At 41.5% G+C, this 19161-nt stretch carries 16 protein-coding genes and 1 pseudogene; 7 read left to right on the top strand and 10 right to left on the bottom strand.

The features are described from left to right. Positions 1–75 precede the first annotated feature (75 nt). On the bottom strand, positions 76–2265 hold the full coding sequence (locus ACL9RM_RS00535; RefSeq protein WP_414126001.1) for an alpha-galactosidase: 2190 nt from the start codon (positions 2263–2265) through the stop codon (positions 76–78). A 3-nt stretch (positions 2266–2268) separates the two neighbouring features. Continuing rightward, entirely contained in the window at positions 2269–3108 is an 840-nt protein-coding gene (locus ACL9RM_RS00540) for an AraC family transcriptional regulator (RefSeq protein ID WP_414126003.1), read from the bottom strand. Between the two features lie 167 nt (positions 3109–3275). On the opposite strand from ACL9RM_RS00540, the gene ACL9RM_RS00545 reads away from it, so the two are divergent. Then, positions 3276–4631 carry a glycoside hydrolase family 32 protein gene (locus tag ACL9RM_RS00545; RefSeq protein ID WP_414126005.1) on the top strand — a complete coding sequence of 452 codons (1356 nt, stop codon included), beginning with the start codon at positions 3276–3278 and terminating at the stop codon, positions 4629–4631. Beyond that, positions 4628–6013: a PTS transporter subunit EIIC gene (locus ACL9RM_RS00550; RefSeq protein ID WP_414126007.1), complete on the top strand. Its 1386-nt coding sequence runs from the start codon at positions 4628–4630 to the stop codon at positions 6011–6013. The genes ACL9RM_RS00545 and ACL9RM_RS00550 overlap by 4 nt, the downstream gene beginning before the upstream one ends. A gap of 143 nt (positions 6014–6156) precedes the next feature. Here ACL9RM_RS00550 and ACL9RM_RS00555 read toward each other — a convergent pair whose 3' ends face one another. Then, entirely contained in the window at positions 6157–6903 is a 747-nt protein-coding gene (locus ACL9RM_RS00555; protein WP_414126009.1) for an SDR family oxidoreductase, read from the bottom strand. Between the two features lie 185 nt (positions 6904–7088). Between ACL9RM_RS00555 and ACL9RM_RS00560 the strand changes: the two genes are divergently transcribed. Continuing rightward, positions 7089–8012 carry an AraC family transcriptional regulator gene (locus tag ACL9RM_RS00560; RefSeq protein WP_414126011.1) on the top strand — a complete coding sequence of 308 codons (924 nt, stop codon included), beginning with the start codon at positions 7089–7091 and terminating at the stop codon, positions 8010–8012. Between the two features lie 69 nt (positions 8013–8081). Here ACL9RM_RS00560 and nudK read toward each other — a convergent pair whose 3' ends face one another. Both nudK and ACL9RM_RS00570 read right to left on the bottom strand, forming a co-directional pair. Next, positions 8082–9044 carry a GDP-mannose pyrophosphatase NudK gene (nudK, locus tag ACL9RM_RS00565; RefSeq protein WP_414126013.1) on the bottom strand — a complete coding sequence of 321 codons (963 nt, stop codon included), beginning with the start codon at positions 9042–9044 and terminating at the stop codon, positions 8082–8084. Position 9045: 1 nt separating this feature from the next. Next, on the bottom strand, positions 9046–10263 hold the full coding sequence (locus tag ACL9RM_RS00570) for a MerR family transcriptional regulator (RefSeq protein ID WP_422759351.1): 1218 nt from the start codon (positions 10261–10263) through the stop codon (positions 9046–9048). A gap of 156 nt (positions 10264–10419) precedes the next feature. Between ACL9RM_RS00570 and ACL9RM_RS00575 the strand changes: the two are divergent. Beyond that, positions 10420–10533: pseudogene (locus ACL9RM_RS00575) on the top strand (histidine phosphatase family protein); the annotation flags it as partial. Between the two features lie 147 nt (positions 10534–10680). Here ACL9RM_RS00575 and ACL9RM_RS00580 read toward each other — a convergent pair. From ACL9RM_RS00580 to ACL9RM_RS00590, 3 genes are all read right to left on the bottom strand, one after another. Further along, positions 10681–11748: a DUF4367 domain-containing protein gene (locus tag ACL9RM_RS00580; protein WP_414126017.1), complete on the bottom strand. Its 1068-nt coding sequence runs from the start codon at positions 11746–11748 to the stop codon at positions 10681–10683. Beyond that, positions 11709–12299 (bottom strand): RNA polymerase sigma factor, encoded by a 591-nt coding sequence (locus tag ACL9RM_RS00585; protein ID WP_414126019.1) that lies wholly within the window; start codon positions 12297–12299, stop codon positions 11709–11711. The genes ACL9RM_RS00580 and ACL9RM_RS00585 overlap by 40 nt, the downstream gene beginning before the upstream one ends. Positions 12300–13152: 853 nt before the next feature. Beyond that, a complete protein-coding gene (locus tag ACL9RM_RS00590; RefSeq protein ID WP_235306776.1) occupies positions 13153–14598 on the bottom strand; it encodes a DEAD/DEAH box helicase in 1446 nt (481 codons plus the stop codon). Positions 14599–14910: 312 nt separating this feature from the next. On the opposite strand from ACL9RM_RS00590, the gene ACL9RM_RS00595 reads away from it, so the two are divergent. Beyond that, the gene (locus ACL9RM_RS00595; RefSeq protein WP_414126021.1) at positions 14911–15321 is read left to right on the top strand and encodes a YjdF family protein; all 411 of its coding nucleotides are present in this window, start codon (positions 14911–14913) and stop codon (positions 15319–15321) included. Between the two features lie 141 nt (positions 15322–15462). Here ACL9RM_RS00595 and ACL9RM_RS00600 read toward each other — a convergent pair whose 3' ends face one another. Beyond that, positions 15463–15909 carry a GNAT family N-acetyltransferase gene (locus ACL9RM_RS00600; protein ID WP_254326333.1) on the bottom strand — a complete coding sequence of 149 codons (447 nt, stop codon included), beginning with the start codon at positions 15907–15909 and terminating at the stop codon, positions 15463–15465. A gap of 226 nt (positions 15910–16135) precedes the next feature. Further along, the gene (locus ACL9RM_RS00605; protein ID WP_414126024.1) at positions 16136–16717 is read right to left on the bottom strand and encodes a TetR/AcrR family transcriptional regulator; all 582 of its coding nucleotides are present in this window, start codon (positions 16715–16717) and stop codon (positions 16136–16138) included. Between the two features lie 318 nt (positions 16718–17035). On the opposite strand from ACL9RM_RS00605, the gene ACL9RM_RS00610 reads away from it, so the two are divergent. After that, the gene (locus ACL9RM_RS00610) at positions 17036–18097 is read left to right on the top strand and encodes an LLM class flavin-dependent oxidoreductase (protein WP_414126026.1); all 1062 of its coding nucleotides are present in this window, start codon (positions 17036–17038) and stop codon (positions 18095–18097) included. 23 nt (positions 18098–18120) lie between these two features. Next, positions 18121–19059, top strand: coding sequence for an alpha/beta hydrolase (locus tag ACL9RM_RS00615; RefSeq protein WP_414126194.1), 939 nt, complete (start codon positions 18121–18123; stop codon positions 19057–19059). Positions 19060–19161: the final 102 nt, after the last annotated feature.

Consider the following 19161-nt stretch of genomic DNA (forward strand, 5'->3'; position numbering starts at 1 on the left):
AGAAGACCGTGAAATTTAACGGTTTCTGCTTTTTTTAAGATTTTAATTCTTTGAACGGGGAGCTAAGGTATTAGATCATTTACACTTTTTTAAAATTAACTTATGAACAATAAAATCACCTTTAGGATTTTCAAGAGAGATTCCGCAATTATATAATTCTGATCCACTATAAGTAGCATTTGTAATAACTTCGAGATAGTTGGCTTCTTGATCTAAATAAGGAATTCGAACAAGTAATGATAAATCAAATACTTGATAGGTGTTCCGAAATACATAAATAATGGCATTACTTTTTTCTTCATCGACAAACATCCAACTACAAATATTTGATTCATTAGGAGAACTCAATCGATAGAATTCCCCTTCAAAAACAAGCTTTCTTTCTCTTTTGTAAGTCGATATATGATTCGCTACCTTCTTCTTCTCTTCTTCAGACATGGAGATAACATCCATTTCATAGCCCATATTGGTTGAAGAAGCCAAAGCTGCTCTTGTCTCAAATTCAGTTATGCGACCAGTTTGATGATTTGGAACATCGGAAACGTGACCAGTTATTGAAGAGATTGGAAACATGTAAGAAGCTCCATATTGGATTTGTTGTCTGTCCAGAGCATCGGTATTATCACTGATCCATGTTTGAGGAAAGTAGAACAACATACCAGGATCTAATCTACCCCCACCGCTAGAACAATTTTCAAAGAGTACTTCTGGATGGCTCGAAGTGAGTGTGCTAATAATATGATAAAAGCCCAGCATATATCTATGAGAAAATTCTTGTGAGTTGTTTTCTGTTTCAGTCGGGGAGAAAGGATCAGTCATATGTCGATTCATATCCCACTTGATATAGTTCACTCCGAAATTTGCAATTGCATCTGACAATGTCTTGATAACGAAGTTTTGAACTTCTTTATTGGTTAAGTCTAAGAAGTATTGACTTCTCCCCAAAATGGGTTCATAGCTTTTACTCTTCATTACCCATTCGGGATGTTGTTTGATTAGATTTGTATCAGGTGATATCATCTCGGGTTCAAACCAAATCCCAAAACCAATGCCTTTCTCTTTAGCATAATCCACCAAAGATTTAATTCCATTGGGGAATTTTTTTTCGTCAACCTTCCAATCTCCTAACGAAGTTTTACTACTATTGCGTTTACCAAACCAGCCATCATCCAAGACCACTGTTTCAAAACCCAAAAGACTAGCAGAATCAATCAATTTTTTTAGCAAAGCTTCAGAAACATCGAAATAAGTCATTTCCCAGCTGTTGATTACGATGGGTCTCTTTCTTTTTTTCCATGATGGATTAATCAAGTGATTATTGAAAAAAGTATGGAATGCTTGAGAATTACTATTGAACCCTTGATTGCTGTATACTAGCAGAGCTTGTGGACTCTGAATGGTCTCCCCTGATTTTAAAGTCCATGAGAAGCCCTCTTCATTTAACCCAATTTGCATTCTTAAGTTATTATATTGATCACGTTCCAAAATCTCTTCGTGATTGCCACTGTAAAGTAAGGTCATTGCATGGACTGCTCCTTGAAACTCTGTGGCTTCTTTTGATAGAGCGATGAAGGGAGGATATTGAGGCCCACTTGCACCTCTAGCACTACCAATTTTAAATAATCCATGTTTAATATCACTTCTATTCATTTGGAACTCTTTTTGATGAGTGCCATAAAATGAGGTGCATACTTGATTCTCGTAACGTATATCAAGAGAAGCACTTAGAAGTTTTTCAACTTTTATTGTACTAGAGCCTTCGTTAATTACTTTAGTAGAACGTACGATAATCGGTGAATCCTCAAAGATCGTATAAAACAAATCTAGAGCAATATTTGCGACTTTATCGTACAAATGGACAATTAAGGTCTGACAAAAAGCTTCATTGCTTCTTGCAGAGGGGAGATCTTGAAGCGTTAACGCTTGATCAAGAATTTCGTACCCAACATAGACAAATATTGTAATTCCTTGTCCATCTTCATTTCGAATCTTTAAGGAAGAATTTCTAAAATCACCTTGATGAGGTAAAGAAACCTCTTGAGGTAAAAATTCAAGAGATAGTTCAGGTATATTAGTATCTGGAGTTGCAGCGAATGTTCTCTTTTTTAATTTTGGTCGATTGCTAAAATTGTAACTAGTAATCTTTTCTCCCCAATACCGATGTAGCAAATAGGTATCTTCTACAATTTCTATAATATAACTGACATAATTATTTGTGAGATGAAATACTTTTTTCTCTTCAACAAAATGAATTAAAGGATTCATTGATCATTTATGCTCCTTTCTATATTGGGAAGGTGACATCCCAAGTTCTTTTCTGAAAAATTTAGAAAATGATAATGCATCAGAAAAACCAACTGAGCTAGCAATAAGGTTAATTGGATCGTCGCTTTCAGCAAGCAGTTCTTTTGCTTTGTTTATTTTTAAATTCGAAAGATATTTTTTTGGGGGGATTCCCACCTCATTTTTAAACATAAGAGACAAATAATTTGGATGAATGCCAACAGAATAGGCAATATCGGAAATTTGGATGTCATCGTGATAATGAAGATCCATATAACGCATCGCTTGAAAAGAAATGGAGGTACTGCTATTCACAGTTGTTTGAACCGAGCACTCATTCAATAAATTTCCTGCGATATCATACATAATGCCGTTAATTTTAAAAAAAGAGGCTAAATCATTTTTATTCAGTTCAATAATATCTTCGATTCTACTTTCATAAAAGGAAGCATCTTGGCAATTCATTACAAATTTTTTTTCATCAGACTGAAGTAATGTTTGAACAAAGTTTCCAGATTGAATGCCCATAAAACCAATCCAAGAATATTTCCACGGCTTATTTGGGTCAGCGGTATAAGTAGAAACAACATTCGCTGGTACAATAAAAAGTTGATTTTCATGGACTTCAATCTTTTGATCTCCAATTTCCAGTATTCCCTTGCCCTCCTTTACAAAATGAATAAAGTGATAGTCTCGTCGTTTCGGACCATAACTGTAACCCGGTTCACAATATTCAATGCCGCTGTTATAAAGAATAAAGTCTGAAATACTTTTTTTTGTAAAATCAGTGAATCTATCCGTATATTCTCTTAAGTTATTATTCATGCTCTTATTATACATAGGAACGCTTCAAAGAAAATGTTGATATTAGAAAGTTCCATATTTCTCTTAAATATTTCTATATTATAAATGTAGGTTGAAATGATAATATCTCATTAACCAAGGTCATGAAAGCGCATTAATGAAAATTTGAAGAGGAGGACTATTTCAAGTTGGAAAATCGGAATAAGAATTATTTCCATATTGAGCCGGATAAAGGATTACTTAATGATCCAAACGGTTTGATTCAGTTTAAAGGAAAATATTATTTTTTTCATCAATGGAATCGTTTTGATACGAGCCATGATTACAAAGAATGGGGATTATTTTTGTCTAAGGATTTAGTTCATTGGACAAATATTCAATCAGCGATTTTACCTGATAGATATGATGATAAAGATGGTGTTTACTCAGGAAGTGCGATTGAGAATGAGGGGAAAATGTATCTCTTCTATACAGGGAATACTAAACTAAATGGAGTTAGAAAAAGTTACCAAAAAATTGCTGTATCTAACGATGGACGAACATTCATCAAACAGGAAAGCGCCATTGAAACCCCTAAAGGTTTTTCTGAACACCATCGAGATCCCAAAGTTTGGAAAAAAGATAATAAATGGTGGATGATTGTCGGAGCTCAAACAAATGAAAATGTGGGAGCAATCACGCTTTTTCAATCAGATGATTTATTAACATGGGAATATCAAGGTATTTTTTACACAGATACTATATTGGATCAGATGTGTGAATGCCCGGACTACTTTACCTTAACCGATGGAATCGAAATACTAATGGTTTGTCCACAAAAGCGAATTTCTGACAGACAAAGTGATCGGCCAATTTCAAGCTATGCTGGATATTTAGTAGGAAAAATGGATTATAAAACAAATAAATTTAATCAGTCAACTGAGATAAAAATGTTGGATGAAGGATTTGACTTTTATGCGCCGCAATCTTTTTTAGATGATAAAGGTCGAAGAATTATCGTTGGCTGGATGTCTAGAATGGACGAGAATCAAGAAAGAAATTGTCCTACAGTGAAAGATGGCTACCTTCATTGCTTATCAATGCCGAGAGAACTGAAGTGGATCGATAATCACCTTTATCAAGTCCCCTTGAAAGAATACGAGAATTTGAGGAAGAAAGAGCAAGAATACAAAAATGAATACGGCATTATTTCTAACAATAGTAAAGCTTTTGAACTCATTATTGATTTTGATGAAGCTATAAAAGATTTTTCAGTGTCTTTGAATTCCAACACAAATCCAATTATATATCGTTGTGGAAAACTTGAGATTGGACGAATTAATTGGGTTACTGAGAAATTGGAAACAAAAATTCTTCAAGTAAAGGACCTAACGAAGTTGCACATTTTTTGTGACAGCTCTACTTTAGAAATTTTCATTAATGATGGACAGTATGTTTTTTCAATGAGATATTTTTGCGATGAGCAGAATCGTAATATTGAATATAAGAGTTTGAATGAGAAAGGTATGATTAATTTTTACTCTTATGAGGAGGAAAATGAATGAGTAACAAAGAAATCGCCGAAAAAATTTTAGAATTAGTCGGTGGAAATGAAAATATTCAATCAGTGACACATTGTGCAACTAGACTCCGAATTATTATTAACGATAAAGATAAAATTGATATGAAAGGAGTAGAGGCAATTGATAAAGTCAAAGGTAGCTTTTTCAATTCCGGGCAATATCAAGTTATTTTAGGGACTGGATTGGTTAACAAAGTTTACGATGAATTTGTTCCAATGCTTAATGGCTCGGGTAAGAAGGCAACTGAGGCTTCAAATGAATCTCAAAAAGTTACTTTCCAAAAAGCGATTCGAGTTTTTGGAGATGTATTTGTTCCAATTATTCCAGTATTAGTTGCGACGGGGTTATTCATGGGATTACGAGGTTTATTCACTCAAGAAGCGTTATTGGGACTTGTTGGCCTGACTCCTGATGATATTCCACAACAGCTTTTAATGTTTACCCAAATTTTGACTGATACTGCCTTTGCATTCTTACCAGCACTAGTAGCCTGGTCTACATTTAGAATTTTTGGTGGAACACCTATTCTAGGGATTGTTCTAGGATTGATGCTTGTTAGTCCAGTACTTCCTAACGCTTATGAGGTTGGTCAACAAGCAGCAGAGCCACTTACGTTTTTTGGATTTATTAAAGTTGTCGGTTATCAAGGTTCTGTTCTTCCTGCATTCGTAACAGGTATTCTAGGTTCAAAAATTGAAATCTTCTTGAGAAAGAAAATTCCAGATTCTTTAGACCTAATTCTTACTCCCTTTTTAACTTTATTATCAGGATTAATTTTAGCGCTATTTATTATTGGACCAATCTTCCATGAAGTAGAAGTCGGTGTTTTATATGCAGTTGAATTCCTATTGAATCTACCATTGGGGATTGGCGGCTTAATTTATGGAAGTTTCGGACAGTTATTAGGTATCTTCGGTGTTCACCATATCCTGAACTTTCTTGAAATCAGCATGTTAGGAAAAGATGGCTGGAACTATCTAAATCCTATTGGTACTTGCGGGAATATTGCTCAGGCAGGAGCAGTTTTAGCTGTTGCAATTAAAACAGTTTCGCCAAAAATGAAGCAAATTGCTTTTCCTTCAGCTCTTTCCGCAGCATTGGGAATTACCGAGCCAGCTGTTTTTGGAGTTACTTTACGCTTAGTAAAACCTTTTGTGATGTCTATGATTGGTGGTGGAGTTGGTGGTTTTCTAGCCTCTATTTTCCATTTACGTGCAACAGGTATGGCATTAACAGGAATTCCGGGGACACTACTTTATCTTAATGAGCAATTACCGTTATATATCTTGGTGAATGTAGTAGCATTCGCAGTATCATTCGGATTGACTTGGACATTTGGTTATAAGAAAGATCAAGGATTATAGTCAAAAAGATAAATAATATACTAACTAAAATTAGACATAGACTCTTAGCAATGAGAGTCCATGTCTTTTTGTATCTTTAGTTGCAGAGTTTTTATTTAACTGTCATTCTGTTAGACAAGAGGAGGTGCCCCTATCTATTTATATTACATTTGTGCGGTTGGACGGATTACGATTTCGTTCACATCAATATCGGCCGGTTGTTCAATTGCGAATCCAATTGCACGGGCTACCGCGTCAGGTGTCATGGCTAGTTTATCCCGAATGGCAGCGAGTTGATCTCTCAATGCTGGATTGGTCATACCCTCCGTGAAATTCGTCTGCACAATACCAGGCGAAATGATGGTCACGCGCAGCTTGTCGCCAGCCTCCTGGCGCAATCCCTCTGAGATGGCGCGCACGGCGAACTTCGTACCAGAGTAGACCGACTGGTTCGGTACAGTCTTATGTCCTGCTACAGAAGCGATATTCACGAAATGTCCAGAACCCTGCTTGCGAAAGATAGGCAACGCTGCGGCTATACCGTACAAAACGCCTTTAATGTTGACATCAATCATGTCCTCCCAGTCCTCGACACACAGATCTTCGAGAGGGGAAATAGGCATAACGCCAGCGTTGCTGACGAGAACATCCAGCTTTCCGTACCGTTCGCAAGCCAAATTAACGAGGTTGCACAGATCCTCGCGCCGTCTCACATCAGTGCGTGCATAAACAGCTTCGCCACCTCCATTGGAAATGCGTGTCGCCAGCGCTTCAAGGCGCTCCACTCCGCGCGCTCCAAGCACAACTTTTGCCCCACGCTCAGCAAGCAAGAGTGCTGTTGCTTCTCCAATTCCGCTGCTTGCACCTGTAATCACGACGACTTTGTTCTCTATTCTTCCTTCCAAATGCATAGCCCAATCCTTCTTCCTTTGATCTATTTGCCTTAGGCCCTCTGTTGGCCTTGCAAGTAAATTTTAAGTAGAATTCGGTTGAGACAGGTAGACCGATGAAGTCCAATTCTTGCCTAATCCTATTCGGCGCGCATATAATTAGCACATCAATATTAGCGTTCAACGGAAAGGAAGGTGAAGCATGAATGATTTCGTCTCCTCCCCCCTCTGATATTTCTACGAATCTACAAGAACTGATTCATCTAATTCATCAACATGCGTCTTCGGATGGTACGTTTGTCTCGTCTGTGCCAGGACTTTATTTCAGACGTGCAAGCCATGTGTCCGAGCTGAATCATACGGTCCATATGCCCTCCCTGTACGTGGTTGCACAAGGCTCAAAGACAGCAATGCTGGCTGGAGAAAACTATGTGTACGATCCAACAACCTACATGGTCACATCAGTTCAACTTCCCGTAATTGGTAAAATAACTCAAGCCTCGTCGGAGCTTCCTTATCTAAGTCTTCAATTATCCATTAGTCCAGACGTCATCCTGGACATTATCAAGAAGAGTCCTCCTCAAGGTACCGTAAAGACTGGACGCGGCATACTAGTGAGCCAATTTGACCCTCTGCTGCTTGATGCGCTGCTTCGGCTTGTCAGACTTTCGGATACGCCTGCGGATATTCAGTTTCTTGCGCCGCTTATCACGCACGAGATCCTTTATCGTGTATTACAAGGTGAGCAGGGGGCTTTAATCAGGCAATTTGCCGTAGTTGGTAGCTATGCACATAGCATCTCCCAAGCGATCCATCTGATAACCCGCGATTACTCTAAGCCTCTTGTGATTGAAGAATTGGCGAAGGAAGTAAACATGAGCCCTTCTTCCTTACACAAGCATTTTAAAAAGGTAACGGCTATAAGTCCTCTGCAGTATCAGAAGGCCATTCGATTGCAGACTGCACGCCGCTTGTTGCTCTCGGAGGGAGTGGAAGCCGCCAATGCAGGCTTTCGCGTCGGCTATGAGAGCCCTTCGCAGTTCAGCCGGGAATATGGACGCATGTTTGGACGTCCACCGATGAGTGATGTTAAACATTTACGCAAATCACTTAGTATCTCAGTTGATTGAGAGATTCTTCGGGTGATCTGTGGAGGAGGCCCAGAGCAAGTTGTCTTTGGTCTGGTCAAAGAGGATATATCACACCAACGGAAGTTCGTCGAGCCGTTCGTAAATCAACAATCCTTTCTCTTTCGCCACCCTTACCATTTCATCGGCACCCTGAGAGGGTCCTCCAACCCGAAGCACGGCGTTACAGTAATCAAGCAGGCGAATGGAAGACGGGTGAAAGATTTTGTTAAAGGTCTCATCTCCCAGAGCAGTGGAACCGGCTGTCGCGATAAGGGGCAAAGCATACCACTCTCCCAGCACCGGCATATGACCAGCCTCGTAAACTTGAAGAGCAATTTCATTCATGTAGTTGACGTTCTTATCGATTAATACATGATCATCATTCGTTCCAGATCGATAAGGGCCTGCGATAAGGATATGAAGCGGTTTCGATTTCACTTTCAAGAGGCCCTGGATCTGAGCGTATTGGAGCAGCATTATCGTCTTGGCGTCACGAATCTCGCCGCTTTCGACCATGTCTAGCGCTCGAACAAACGGAAGTTCTATCACTTCAATGTTTTCCTGTTCCTCCTCAAGGCCACCACCGCCACCCGTTGTCATATCTTCACTATACTCGGCTACATAGAAGTGCAGGATTTCGGTAACGGAGCCCGGTGACATATAGGCCTCGCCAACTTTCTGCACCCGGTCGATACGGTATCCCGTCTCCTCCTCCGTCTCCCGAAAAATACCTTCTTCCGGTGTTTCTTTATCGAGTAATCCTGCACAGGTTTCGATAAGCATTCCAGTTTCATTACCGTTCCGATAAGTAGGCATTCGGAACTGTCTTGTCAGTACAACGGTTTGTTTGTGCTGATTATAGAGCAGGATCGTTACGCCGTTGCCACGATCGTACACTTCACGGGATTGTGTCTCCCATTGTCCATTATTTTTTTCAAACTCGAATGTGACCTTATTTAAGATGTACCAGTTATCCGATAGAAGCTCCTCTTTTACAATCCGTACGCTTGGGTGATACTGTTGTGCCTTCATCTCATTTCCTCCCTAGAAAGATTCCGTTCTCTTTAGTCATTTCGAGAGTTCCGTTCTGCTGCAAAAGCCGATTGATGTGGTCTCGAAACTTGTCAATAGCCGCTCCGACAAGTCGCTCTCTTGCGTTCATCGGAGTCGAAATTATATATTCGATCAGGGGTTCCGCCTCGTCGACCAACAGACAGTCCTCGTATCGAAGCAACCGAAGATCGGAAAAGCAAGAAGACAGCAAGTCCCCTCCGTTATCCAGGTGGAACCGTTTAATAGCATGATCCAACACATGAAGCCCAGGATCGAACGAAACCGCCAAGTGTTCGACCTCTTGTAGGTGTTGAGTGCTCATTGTAGAGGCGCATACTATACCTCCTTGCTTTAAGATACGGTGCATCTCGCGGATTGCTCTAGGGATGTCCGGCACGTGGTACAGCATGTTGTTAGCGATAACCATATCGAATTGCTCTTCATGGAAGGGGATCTGTTGCGTGTCAACAGACAAAAACTTAAACTGCGAATTGTTGCTTCCCAAGCGGCAACGTGCTTCTTCCACCATTCCGCTTGACATATCGGTAAGCGTGATACGCCAGCTGCTTGGAATTCGTTCGGCGTTTCTTATCCAAAAGGTGCCGTCGCCGCAGCCCAACTCGAGAATATGGGCTCCCGGTTGCACCTCCAGTTGTTCAAAGATCCAACGATGCCAGCCTTGGGGATTCGTACTGTACTTGTCGTAAAGATGTATCCGCGTTTGCAGGCGGTTCGCCGTCCGATATTGCTCCCCCCAATTTTGCTCACTCTGCACGGTTTGGATAACATCCGCCAAATGGTTCCAATCGGAGCCATAGGCCGACATTTCCATAGCATCTCGTATTGCATGCACTACGTGCTCCGTATGGGCGATTTTCTTTTGTAAAACATCGAGTTGTGCTTGCAATGAATGTCTGATCTCTCCGTTGGATGGCGATTCTGCATCTAAAATGTCCATTATTTTTTGAAGCGATAACCCTAGATACTTCAACATCTGAATTCGCTGTAATCTTTCCATATCTTTCATGTTGTACAGTCTTATGGATCCAGTGCGATGACCTCTTGGACTCAGAAGTCCAATTTGATCGTAATATCGCAATGTCCTGACCGTTATCCCTGTACGTTTGGCAAGCTGTCCTGTCGTCAGACAGTTCTCTTTGTCCATCCATTGCTCACATCCAATTGATTGCTCTAGCATGTCGTTCTCAGTCAGTATAGCAAATGACGTAACGTCACCTTCAAGAAAAATTTATGCAATAAGAAACAAGAGAAAACTACCCTAGCAAAAGGTGACTTGGTAGTTAGTCACGAATATCATGTAATAAAAATTCATCAGCTCTTCATGGAGGATACTATGAAAACATTCATTTACATGGTGAGACATGGCGAATCACCGAAGACGGAAGGAAATGAAAGAACAAGAGGTTTGACTGATAAAGGCAAGTCAGATGCTTTTCAAATAACAGAATGGAATTTAATGATCAGGAATTAGTTGAGGTAAAAAGATTGTGGAACATGCCGTAATAGTTTGTGAGGAAAAGGTATAAGGACTATTCTCCAAAAAGAGACCACCCTTAAAAAAGGATGGTCTCTCTTCAAAGCTTTTCTTTTATAGCTATTGCGGTGAACCGTTAAGCAAATCCTCGGCTATTTTTACCAGGTCTTCTTTGCTCAGCGGGCTGTCCTGGTTATCAGATATGTTGTAGTGTAAACGCCTTTTTTCATCGAGCCATCCCAGTCGATTTTTCCCTACCTCCAAGGGCGTGCTTGTTTCGCTTGCCCTGATGTAATAGGCCTTGGTTCCTTTGATCATCAGTTCCTCAGCCGAATCCTGTTCATTTTGCATTACGGTCGTCTTTGTGACTTCGGGAGCGTACTTGGTGACGGTGATGTTTACATAGTCATTTCCTCTTGCATACCGGGCAAAGGTGAAGTCTGACTTGTCCCAGCTCAGCTTTTGAATAAACAGATTTTCACCTTTCGGTGCGGCTTTGGCCTGTTGCATCAGTTTATCCGTTAAAGCCCGATATTCCTCTTTGTTCATCACCCCAGGATGTGCAGCGACTGGATAGACGTATCCGAAATCAAATCGGTAGCCATTCGGCAGATGAGTAGGATTGTGGAATAGTGGGGCTTCTGTACGCTTGATTTCATCCTGCAGACTGCTGAAGCTAGAAAGTTCAGTCGGTTTGTATGCAAACAGGACAGAAATAGACGAATTTCTTGAATTCATAGAATCGTCCTTAACGTAATAGGCGGCATACTCTCCAGGCTGTAGACGGTCTCTCACCTTTTCGTTCCACTGTGTGTAGGTGGTTGTATACGTTTGGGAAGCGTCCGTTTCGGCAGGTGTTTTGGCGGTATTTAATACGACATCGCCTTTGCCGTTACGTAATTCCACATATTGCGAAGCGGCGTACCCAGTCACAGAGGCGCCCAATACAAAAAGTAAGATCATAATAGGAGTGGTGATGCGCGGTTGAAGACGCATTTTTACGATGAGTCCCTTTTGAGGTTTCGCCTTTTGGTAGACCTGTTCTATCACTTTGTCAGAGACGTCAAAGGCTTGTATTTTTAAGACGTTCTCTGGCTCCGTCAACATGTCCATATTTTTTAAGCCTTTGTCCTTCAGATCGGTGTATTTCAGACCTTGTTCCTGAGTTCTGTCTTGTAATTCACGCATTTTGGGTCCTCCTTTATGGGCTCCATCATTTTTTTGAGCTTTGTTTTTGTTCTGCCGTATTTTTTCTTGATAGCTTCCTCGCTTTTGTTCATAATTTCCCCGATTTCTCCAAACGATTTTTCTTCAAAAATGCGTAGCACCAGCAGGTTTCGTTCTTCTGCATTCAGTTGGCCCAATGCCCGGCTTAGCGGCTCACTGAAAAGCTGACGTTCCATAACCTGCGCGGCGCTGTCTGCGGTCATGTTAGTTGAGGTAAACAAATTAATTCTAAATTTGCGCTGTAGACTTTTCCTGCGAATCAGGTTCAAGCAGTGATGATAAGCCATTTTATACAGCCAGGAGGAGAAGCCCACTGTGGGCTTGTACATACTGATTTTCTCGAAAGCACTAACGAAAATATCCTGTACAGCCTCTTCCGCTTCCTGCTCACTTCCTAATATCCGCCAGCAGTACACAAAAATCTGACGCTGATACTCCTTTACAATGTAGGCGTAATCCTGGATCTCGCCAGCTTGGACCCGTTTAATTCTGTATTCGATTTCCTCACTCAAAGATGTAGGCACCTCCTCTGATCACAAAGAAAACTATATCTATATAACAAATGAAGAGGACCCAAAGGGACACCTTTTCTAAAATTTTTTAAGTATTAAATCAACTCTCTAAGAGAATACGATAAAGCAGAACAATTATCACCAACGTTGCTGATTTCATAGAGCTTGGATTTTTATTGTGAAAATAAATAAAATAATAAATATACCTATCAAAAAATTAAAAAATAGATTGTAAAGAAAAAAGGGGATGGGAAATGAAGTTTTATGATAATAGGGGAGTCCAGATGGTGGTTGCACTTTTATATCCTGTTATAACATTTGTTATATTAAGTAATGGTCATATGATAGGTTCATGGACTGTTCCGGCCATTATTGCAATTTTGTTTTGTCTGTTATGGAAAAATACTCTTTATGTAATCATCTCTAATGTCTTGATGTGGATTATATCCGTACCTATGTGGTGGCTGCTAGTTGAACGTGTGAAAACAGACCAGGGCGCTGAAATTTTCATTTCGTCATTACCATTCATTATATTGTTATACATATTTGCTGTATTGCTACCCGAGATTTCAATTGTTCTATTTAGACATTACATTTTTAATAACTTTAGACGTCGCAATAGTAAGTAATCTCTGAAACGATTCAGGAGTGCTTTTTCAAAATAACCTATGGATTAGGTGAAGATGACGATATGGTTTTATCCAAGAGAGCATGCGATTTTCTTGCAAATTCAAAATGGAAAGATAAATTAAACGATCAAGAGATAAACTCGGCAATCCCGCCCGTATAGCTAACGAAAACCATCGGCTATGCTGGGCGGGATTGCCTCACTCTCTTTTATGCTGCGTATCTTCTACTTATTCCCTTTGCGTACCTTTAACAGCTTACCCTTTACGGTTGTATTCTTCATAATCTCGAGCACCAGTGGACCTTTACCATTCAGAATCTCAACATCTGTCGCATAATCCAGAATCGTAATAATCCCGATATCATCTGCGGTGACCCCGTCAAGCTTAGCGATGGTCCCCACGAAGTCGACAGCTCTAAGTTTTTTCTTCTTACCGCCGTTAAAGTTCAGCTTCATAATCTGTTGGTTTAGTTGCTCGCGCTTATCTTTTTTGAGTGCGGTTTTTACATGCAGTTTCTGCTCAAAATCTTCTCTACGGAGGTCAACAGCCTCTTCTGAGGGAGCCTTTACCTGCGGAATCGCGAACCCAATATATGCTTCAATATCAGCTAATCTTCGGCCATCCTTAGGAGTGATGAGGGAAATGGCTTTACCCGTTTTGCCAGCACGTCCCGTACGTCCTGTGCGGTGAACATAGCTTTCCTTCTCAAGGGGAATATCGTAGTTAATGACATGGGTGATATTCGTGATATCAATCCCTCTGGCGGCAACATCTGTCGCGATCAAGTAACGGAATTGACCCCTTCTGAATGCATTCATTACCTCAAATCGCTCGTCTTGCTCCATGCCACCATGAATGCGATCACATGGATATTCAAGATCAGCCAATGCTCTGAATAATGTATCTACATTCTCCTGCGTACGACAGAAAATAATGCAGCTGTCAGGATTCTCGACAATCAGCAGATCTTGCAGTAGTGCCAGCTTGTCTGACTCCTTCACCTGAATAAGAGAGTGATCAATTGTAGCGGTCGTTATACCGGTTGCTTTTATTTCAATTTCAACAGGATCGTTCATATACTTGTGTGACAGTCTGGCTACATCCTCAGGAAAAGTAGCGGAGAATAACATGGTAACCCGGTCACTAGGCAGGGCCTGAATGATCGACTGAACTTGCTCGATAAAGCCCATATTCAGCATCTCGTCAGCTTCATCAATCACGAGGTAGGCCATTCGATCTAACGATAGCGTGCCTCGTTCAATATGGTCCAGTACACGTCCTGGCGTACCTACAGCCATATGTGTTCTTTGTTTTAACTCGGCCTTTTGTATATGAAAAGGATGTTTTCCATAAAGGGGCGTTGCTTTTATCCGCTTAAAGCGTCCAATATTTGTGATGTCCTCGGTGACCTGTAATGCAAGTTCACGGGTTGGCGTCAGGATTAAAGCTTGGGGCTTATTCTCATTCCAATCTACTAGCTCACAAAGTGGAATACCGTATGCCGCTGTTTTGCCGCTACCTGTTTGCGACTTGGCGACAAGGTCCTTCTTCTCAAGCGCAACTGGAATGACTTCCGTCTGAATCTCTGTTGGCGTCTCATAGCCCAAGCTATTCAGCGCTCTTACAATTTCTTCACTTAATGCGTAATCTGTAAAATGCTTCTGACTCATTTTCAACCTCTTCTGCGCTGTATTTGAATACCATTACATATATAATGTCATCGTGTATCGAACTTATACTCATATAGTATACTCTATATCCAGGTTCACTCTAATACATATCAGCGGTACAATTTCATACAGAATTAATCTTTTCGTCTTGCTGTTTTCCAGTAAGGCAACTATACTTTTTCTGGGACGAAAAAACACAGTCTGGTTGGTAGTCCAGACGCATGAATGACTCTCAGATTCCAAGAGTACCATGTCAGTAACCTTCCCCCCTCGGGATGTCCATCGTTTCGATTTAAAATGAGGGGGATTAAAATGAAGCTTACAGTTTATCATGATGGACAGTATTGGGTTGGAGTCGTGGAAGAGCAGGACCAAGGGAAATTGAAGGCAGCTAGGCACATCTTTGGTACAGAGCCTAAGGACGAGGAAATTCTCCATTTTATCCGTGAGGAAATGTGGGAACTTGTTAGTCGGCTCTCACAAGAGGTGGCTATAAAGTGGTCTGAAACGAAGAAGGTCAATCCGAAGCGGCTAGCAAGACAGGCAGCGTATGAATTAAGGCAGAAGGAGGTCTCTTCCAACGCACAAGAGGCCTTAAAGTTAGAGTATGAGAAGCGGAAGTTGGACAAACATGCTTACTCTAAACAGCAAAGGGAATCCATGAAGGCACGGATAAGGGAATTAAAGGAGAAAAAAGCGAAAGAAAAGCATCGCGGACATTAATAAAACTTCTATATTTATCTTCAATTGTATCGGCATGTTTCGATATCCGCATGGCGTGAAAACATGTGTTACGCACAAAGGGCACCCGATCGGGTGCCCTTTGAATTGCCGTTAGCGCGGAGAACCGTATCAAAAGTATTGTTACGATGAAAAGTGAACCCAGTCTCTCCCTTGGACAGCACCCATCTTTTTAAAGAAAATTTGAGCGCGTTTATTCTCAGTAGAAGTTATCCAGGTCATATGAGCATACCCATGATTTTGTGAGTACTTTTGACATTCTAAAAAAAGCTGTGATTCCACTTCTGTATCTCTAAATGATTCCATTACAAATAGGTCGTTCATAACTGTGATTTTGTCTGCTTTCATCGTGCTAAAGGTAAAGAATAATGTAGCAAAGCCGATTAATTCTCCATTTTGTTCCGCCACAAATTGTATACCGTTTTGCTGCTCAAAAAGGGTTTGAATCAAATTATGAATTTTTTCGATAGGTGGCCTAGGGTTTTGATAAAAACCAACGATGTACTCATACATTAACTCGGTCAAACTGCTTAAATCATCAGGCTTAGCGTTTCTTATTAAAAATGACATTAGATGTACTCCCTTTTCATTAGTTTTGAATTAATATACAACATTAAGTATATATATGCAAAATTAAGATCAGTGAAGGAATCGTTTGAACTCATGTAAATGCGAAAAAGTATGTAATATGAGCGCAACAAAGGCTGCCGAGAAAATGTATCCGGTAGCCTTTGTTGCGCTGAGGGACATGTGCGTCGAGAATACACCCATTCGTTAAAATTGAATTCACTCCGGATTACTTAAGCAGTGTAAGTGTCACCTCTATCGTGTTATCAATAAATGATCGTTCTGGACGAGACTTTATCATTACGGTCAGTCCAATTAACGATACGACTAGCGCCTGAGATACAGCCTTCGCATCGAGCCCGATTTCAAGTTCACCTGATTGTATACCTCGTTCAATGGTTTCTTGAAATATAACCGATAGGTACATTTGATGTTCCCTTGTAAGAATTTCAAATTTCTCATCATGGGGCGCAAGTTCAACCATTGTATTGATGCAAAAGCATCCTTTTCTAGGGTCTTCTGTATATTCCTTATCGACCACACCTTCAAAAAAAGTTCGAAATGCTTCTTTTACAGATGGTTTGCTTTGAAGCTTGGCTCGGATCATAGAAGCACGGGACATCATGTATTTGCGCAGCGCAGCTTCGAACAATTCTTTTTTTCCTCCAAAAGTGGAATATATACTGGGTCGTTGAATTTCCATTCTGGAAGTTAAATCACTCAGTGAGGTAGCTTCATATCCCTTCTCCCAAAATATTTGCATGGCTGCATCTAATACTTTATCTTCGTCAAATTCGCGGATTCGTCCCATAATCAATACCTCTCATTACTCATAATTTTATTCTTAATTCAATGACTCTGATTATAATTGTCAGGGTCCTTTATTTTCGTACCAATTAGTATGTTATTATCTTATAATTAGCCTGTTATATTGTCAAATACAGATTGGTTTATCGCACCAAAGAGATATCAGTATGAGGATAAATCAAAGTCGATTTACTATATTTATTGACACTTTTCTTTTTTATGAGTTATATTTACTGGGAAAAATATATTACCGATCAGTATGATATTTTGTCGGTATTTAATTGGCCTACAAAGAAAGCTATTAGAACAGGAGAGATGAACCATGGAGATAGGTATTACTTCGTTTGTAGAAACAAAGCCTGACGTTCAGACAGGTGAAGTGATAAGTCACGCACAGCGATTACGCGAAGTTGTCGAGGAAATTATTCTTGCTGATCAAGTGGGACTTGATGTGTTCGGTGTAGGTGAGCATCATCGGAAGGATTATTCGGCATCTTCACCAGCAGTTGTACTGTCAGCGGCTGCAGCGCAGACGAAACGGATTCGGCTGACCAGTGCAGTGACAGTGCTTTCTTCAGCTGATCCCGTTCGCGTTTTTCAGGATTTTGCTACGCTGGATGGTATTTCGAATGGACGTGCGGAGATTATGGCGGGCCGAGGTTCCTTTATTGAATCTTTCCCTCTGTTTGGCTATGACTTGGACGACTATGATGAGTTGTTTGAACAACATTTGGAATTGCTCCTTAAAATACGGGAGTCCGAAAAAGTAACTTGGAAGGGCGGGCATCGGCCAGCGATTAGCAATTTGGGAGTGTATCCACGGCCGGTTCAGAATCCTTTACCGATATGGGTTGGCAGCGGGGGCAGGCAGGATTCTGCTATCCGTGCAGGTTTGTTAGGACTGCCCTTGATGCTGGCGATCATTGGTGGAAATCCAGTGAATTTTGCACCGCTCGTGCAGCTTTATAAGAAAGCAGCAGCGCACGCTGGTCATGACGAATCGCAGCTTAAGGTTGGATCGCACTCGATAGGATTTGTCGGAGAGAATAATGAACGAGCTGCAGATACATATTTCCCTTCTACGATGGCAGGTATGAATAGATTAGGCAGGGAGCGGGGCTGGGCGCATTATGATCGTTCTAGCTACGATGCCGCTCGCAGCTTTGAAGGTGCGCTGTATGTTGGCGATCCTGAGACTGTTGCCCAGAAGATCATTCACCTTCGCAAACATGTAGGTGTTACACGCTTTATGCTGTATGTTCCGTTAAGTACAATGCCGCATGCCGAGGTGATGGGAGCCATTGAGCTGCTGGGAACAGAGGTAGCACCCCGAGTTCGGAAGGAAATAGCCCAGTGGGAAGCGGAGACGGAAAAAAGATTATAAAAACCAACATAGGAGTGATTTGCATGGATTTTGAAAATCGTTTGTTACCAGAATTAAGGTCGGTAATCGCACAATTTCCTGGCTTTCAACTGGAAGAAAATTTAGAACTGAGCAGAAGCTATTTGTCGAGTTCTCCCATTGAGCAGTCGGAGCACGTACGCACGACAAGCCGGATGATTCCGAGCGTAGCAGGCGAGATATTAGTCAAAATCTACGAACCTGCCCAGCGAACTGACGTTAAGCTTCCGGCCACGCTGTGGATTCACGGGGGAGGCTATGTGATGGGGCATCCTGATATGGACGATGCTTTGTGCGAACGCTTCGTGCAGGCGGCCAAATGCGTCGTCGTATCGGTCGATTACCGACTTGCTCCCGAGCATCCCTACCCAGCTGCCATCGATGACTGTTATGCCGCTTTGACGTGGATGACCGATGAAGCTGAGCTGCTGGGCATCGACTTAGATCGGGTCGCAATTGCCGGAGCAAGTGGGGGCGGCGGTCTGACCGCAGCACTTGCTTTAATGGCTCGTGACAAAGGCGGGCCAGCCCTCATCTTCCAAATGCCGCTGTATCCGATGATCGATGACCGCAGTATTACGGCCTCAAGTCATGAAATTACGGCCGATAACGCATTATGGAACCGGAAGAACAACTTGGCGGCCTGGAGCATGTACTTGGGGGATCGTACTGAAGACACCGAGGTGTCCCCATACGCTGTGCCGTCGAGAGCGGAATGCTTGGCTGGGCTACCGCCGACCTATACGTGCATAGGCCAGCTCGATCTGTTCCGAGATGAGACGATCGAATATGTAGCACGCCTTGCCCAAGCGGGGGTGGACGTCGAATTCCATCTGTATCCCGGCACATTCCACAACTTTGAGGGGATGGTTCCGCAAGCAGAAGTAAGCCAACGTGCTAGCCAAAGTTATGTAGACGCAATTGCAAGAGCCCTTAATCCTTAAACTATTAAATGGGCAGTCTCCAAAGTGATATGCTTCCAAAAAAGTAGACAGGTTAAATAATAAAACTTGCTACTGTAAGGGAGCATATCACTTTTTGCAGTG

The organism is Paenibacillus sp. S29 (genome assembly GCF_049319765.1).
Taxonomy (GTDB): domain Bacteria; phylum Bacillota; class Bacilli; order Paenibacillales; family Paenibacillaceae; genus Paenibacillus; species Paenibacillus polymyxa_B.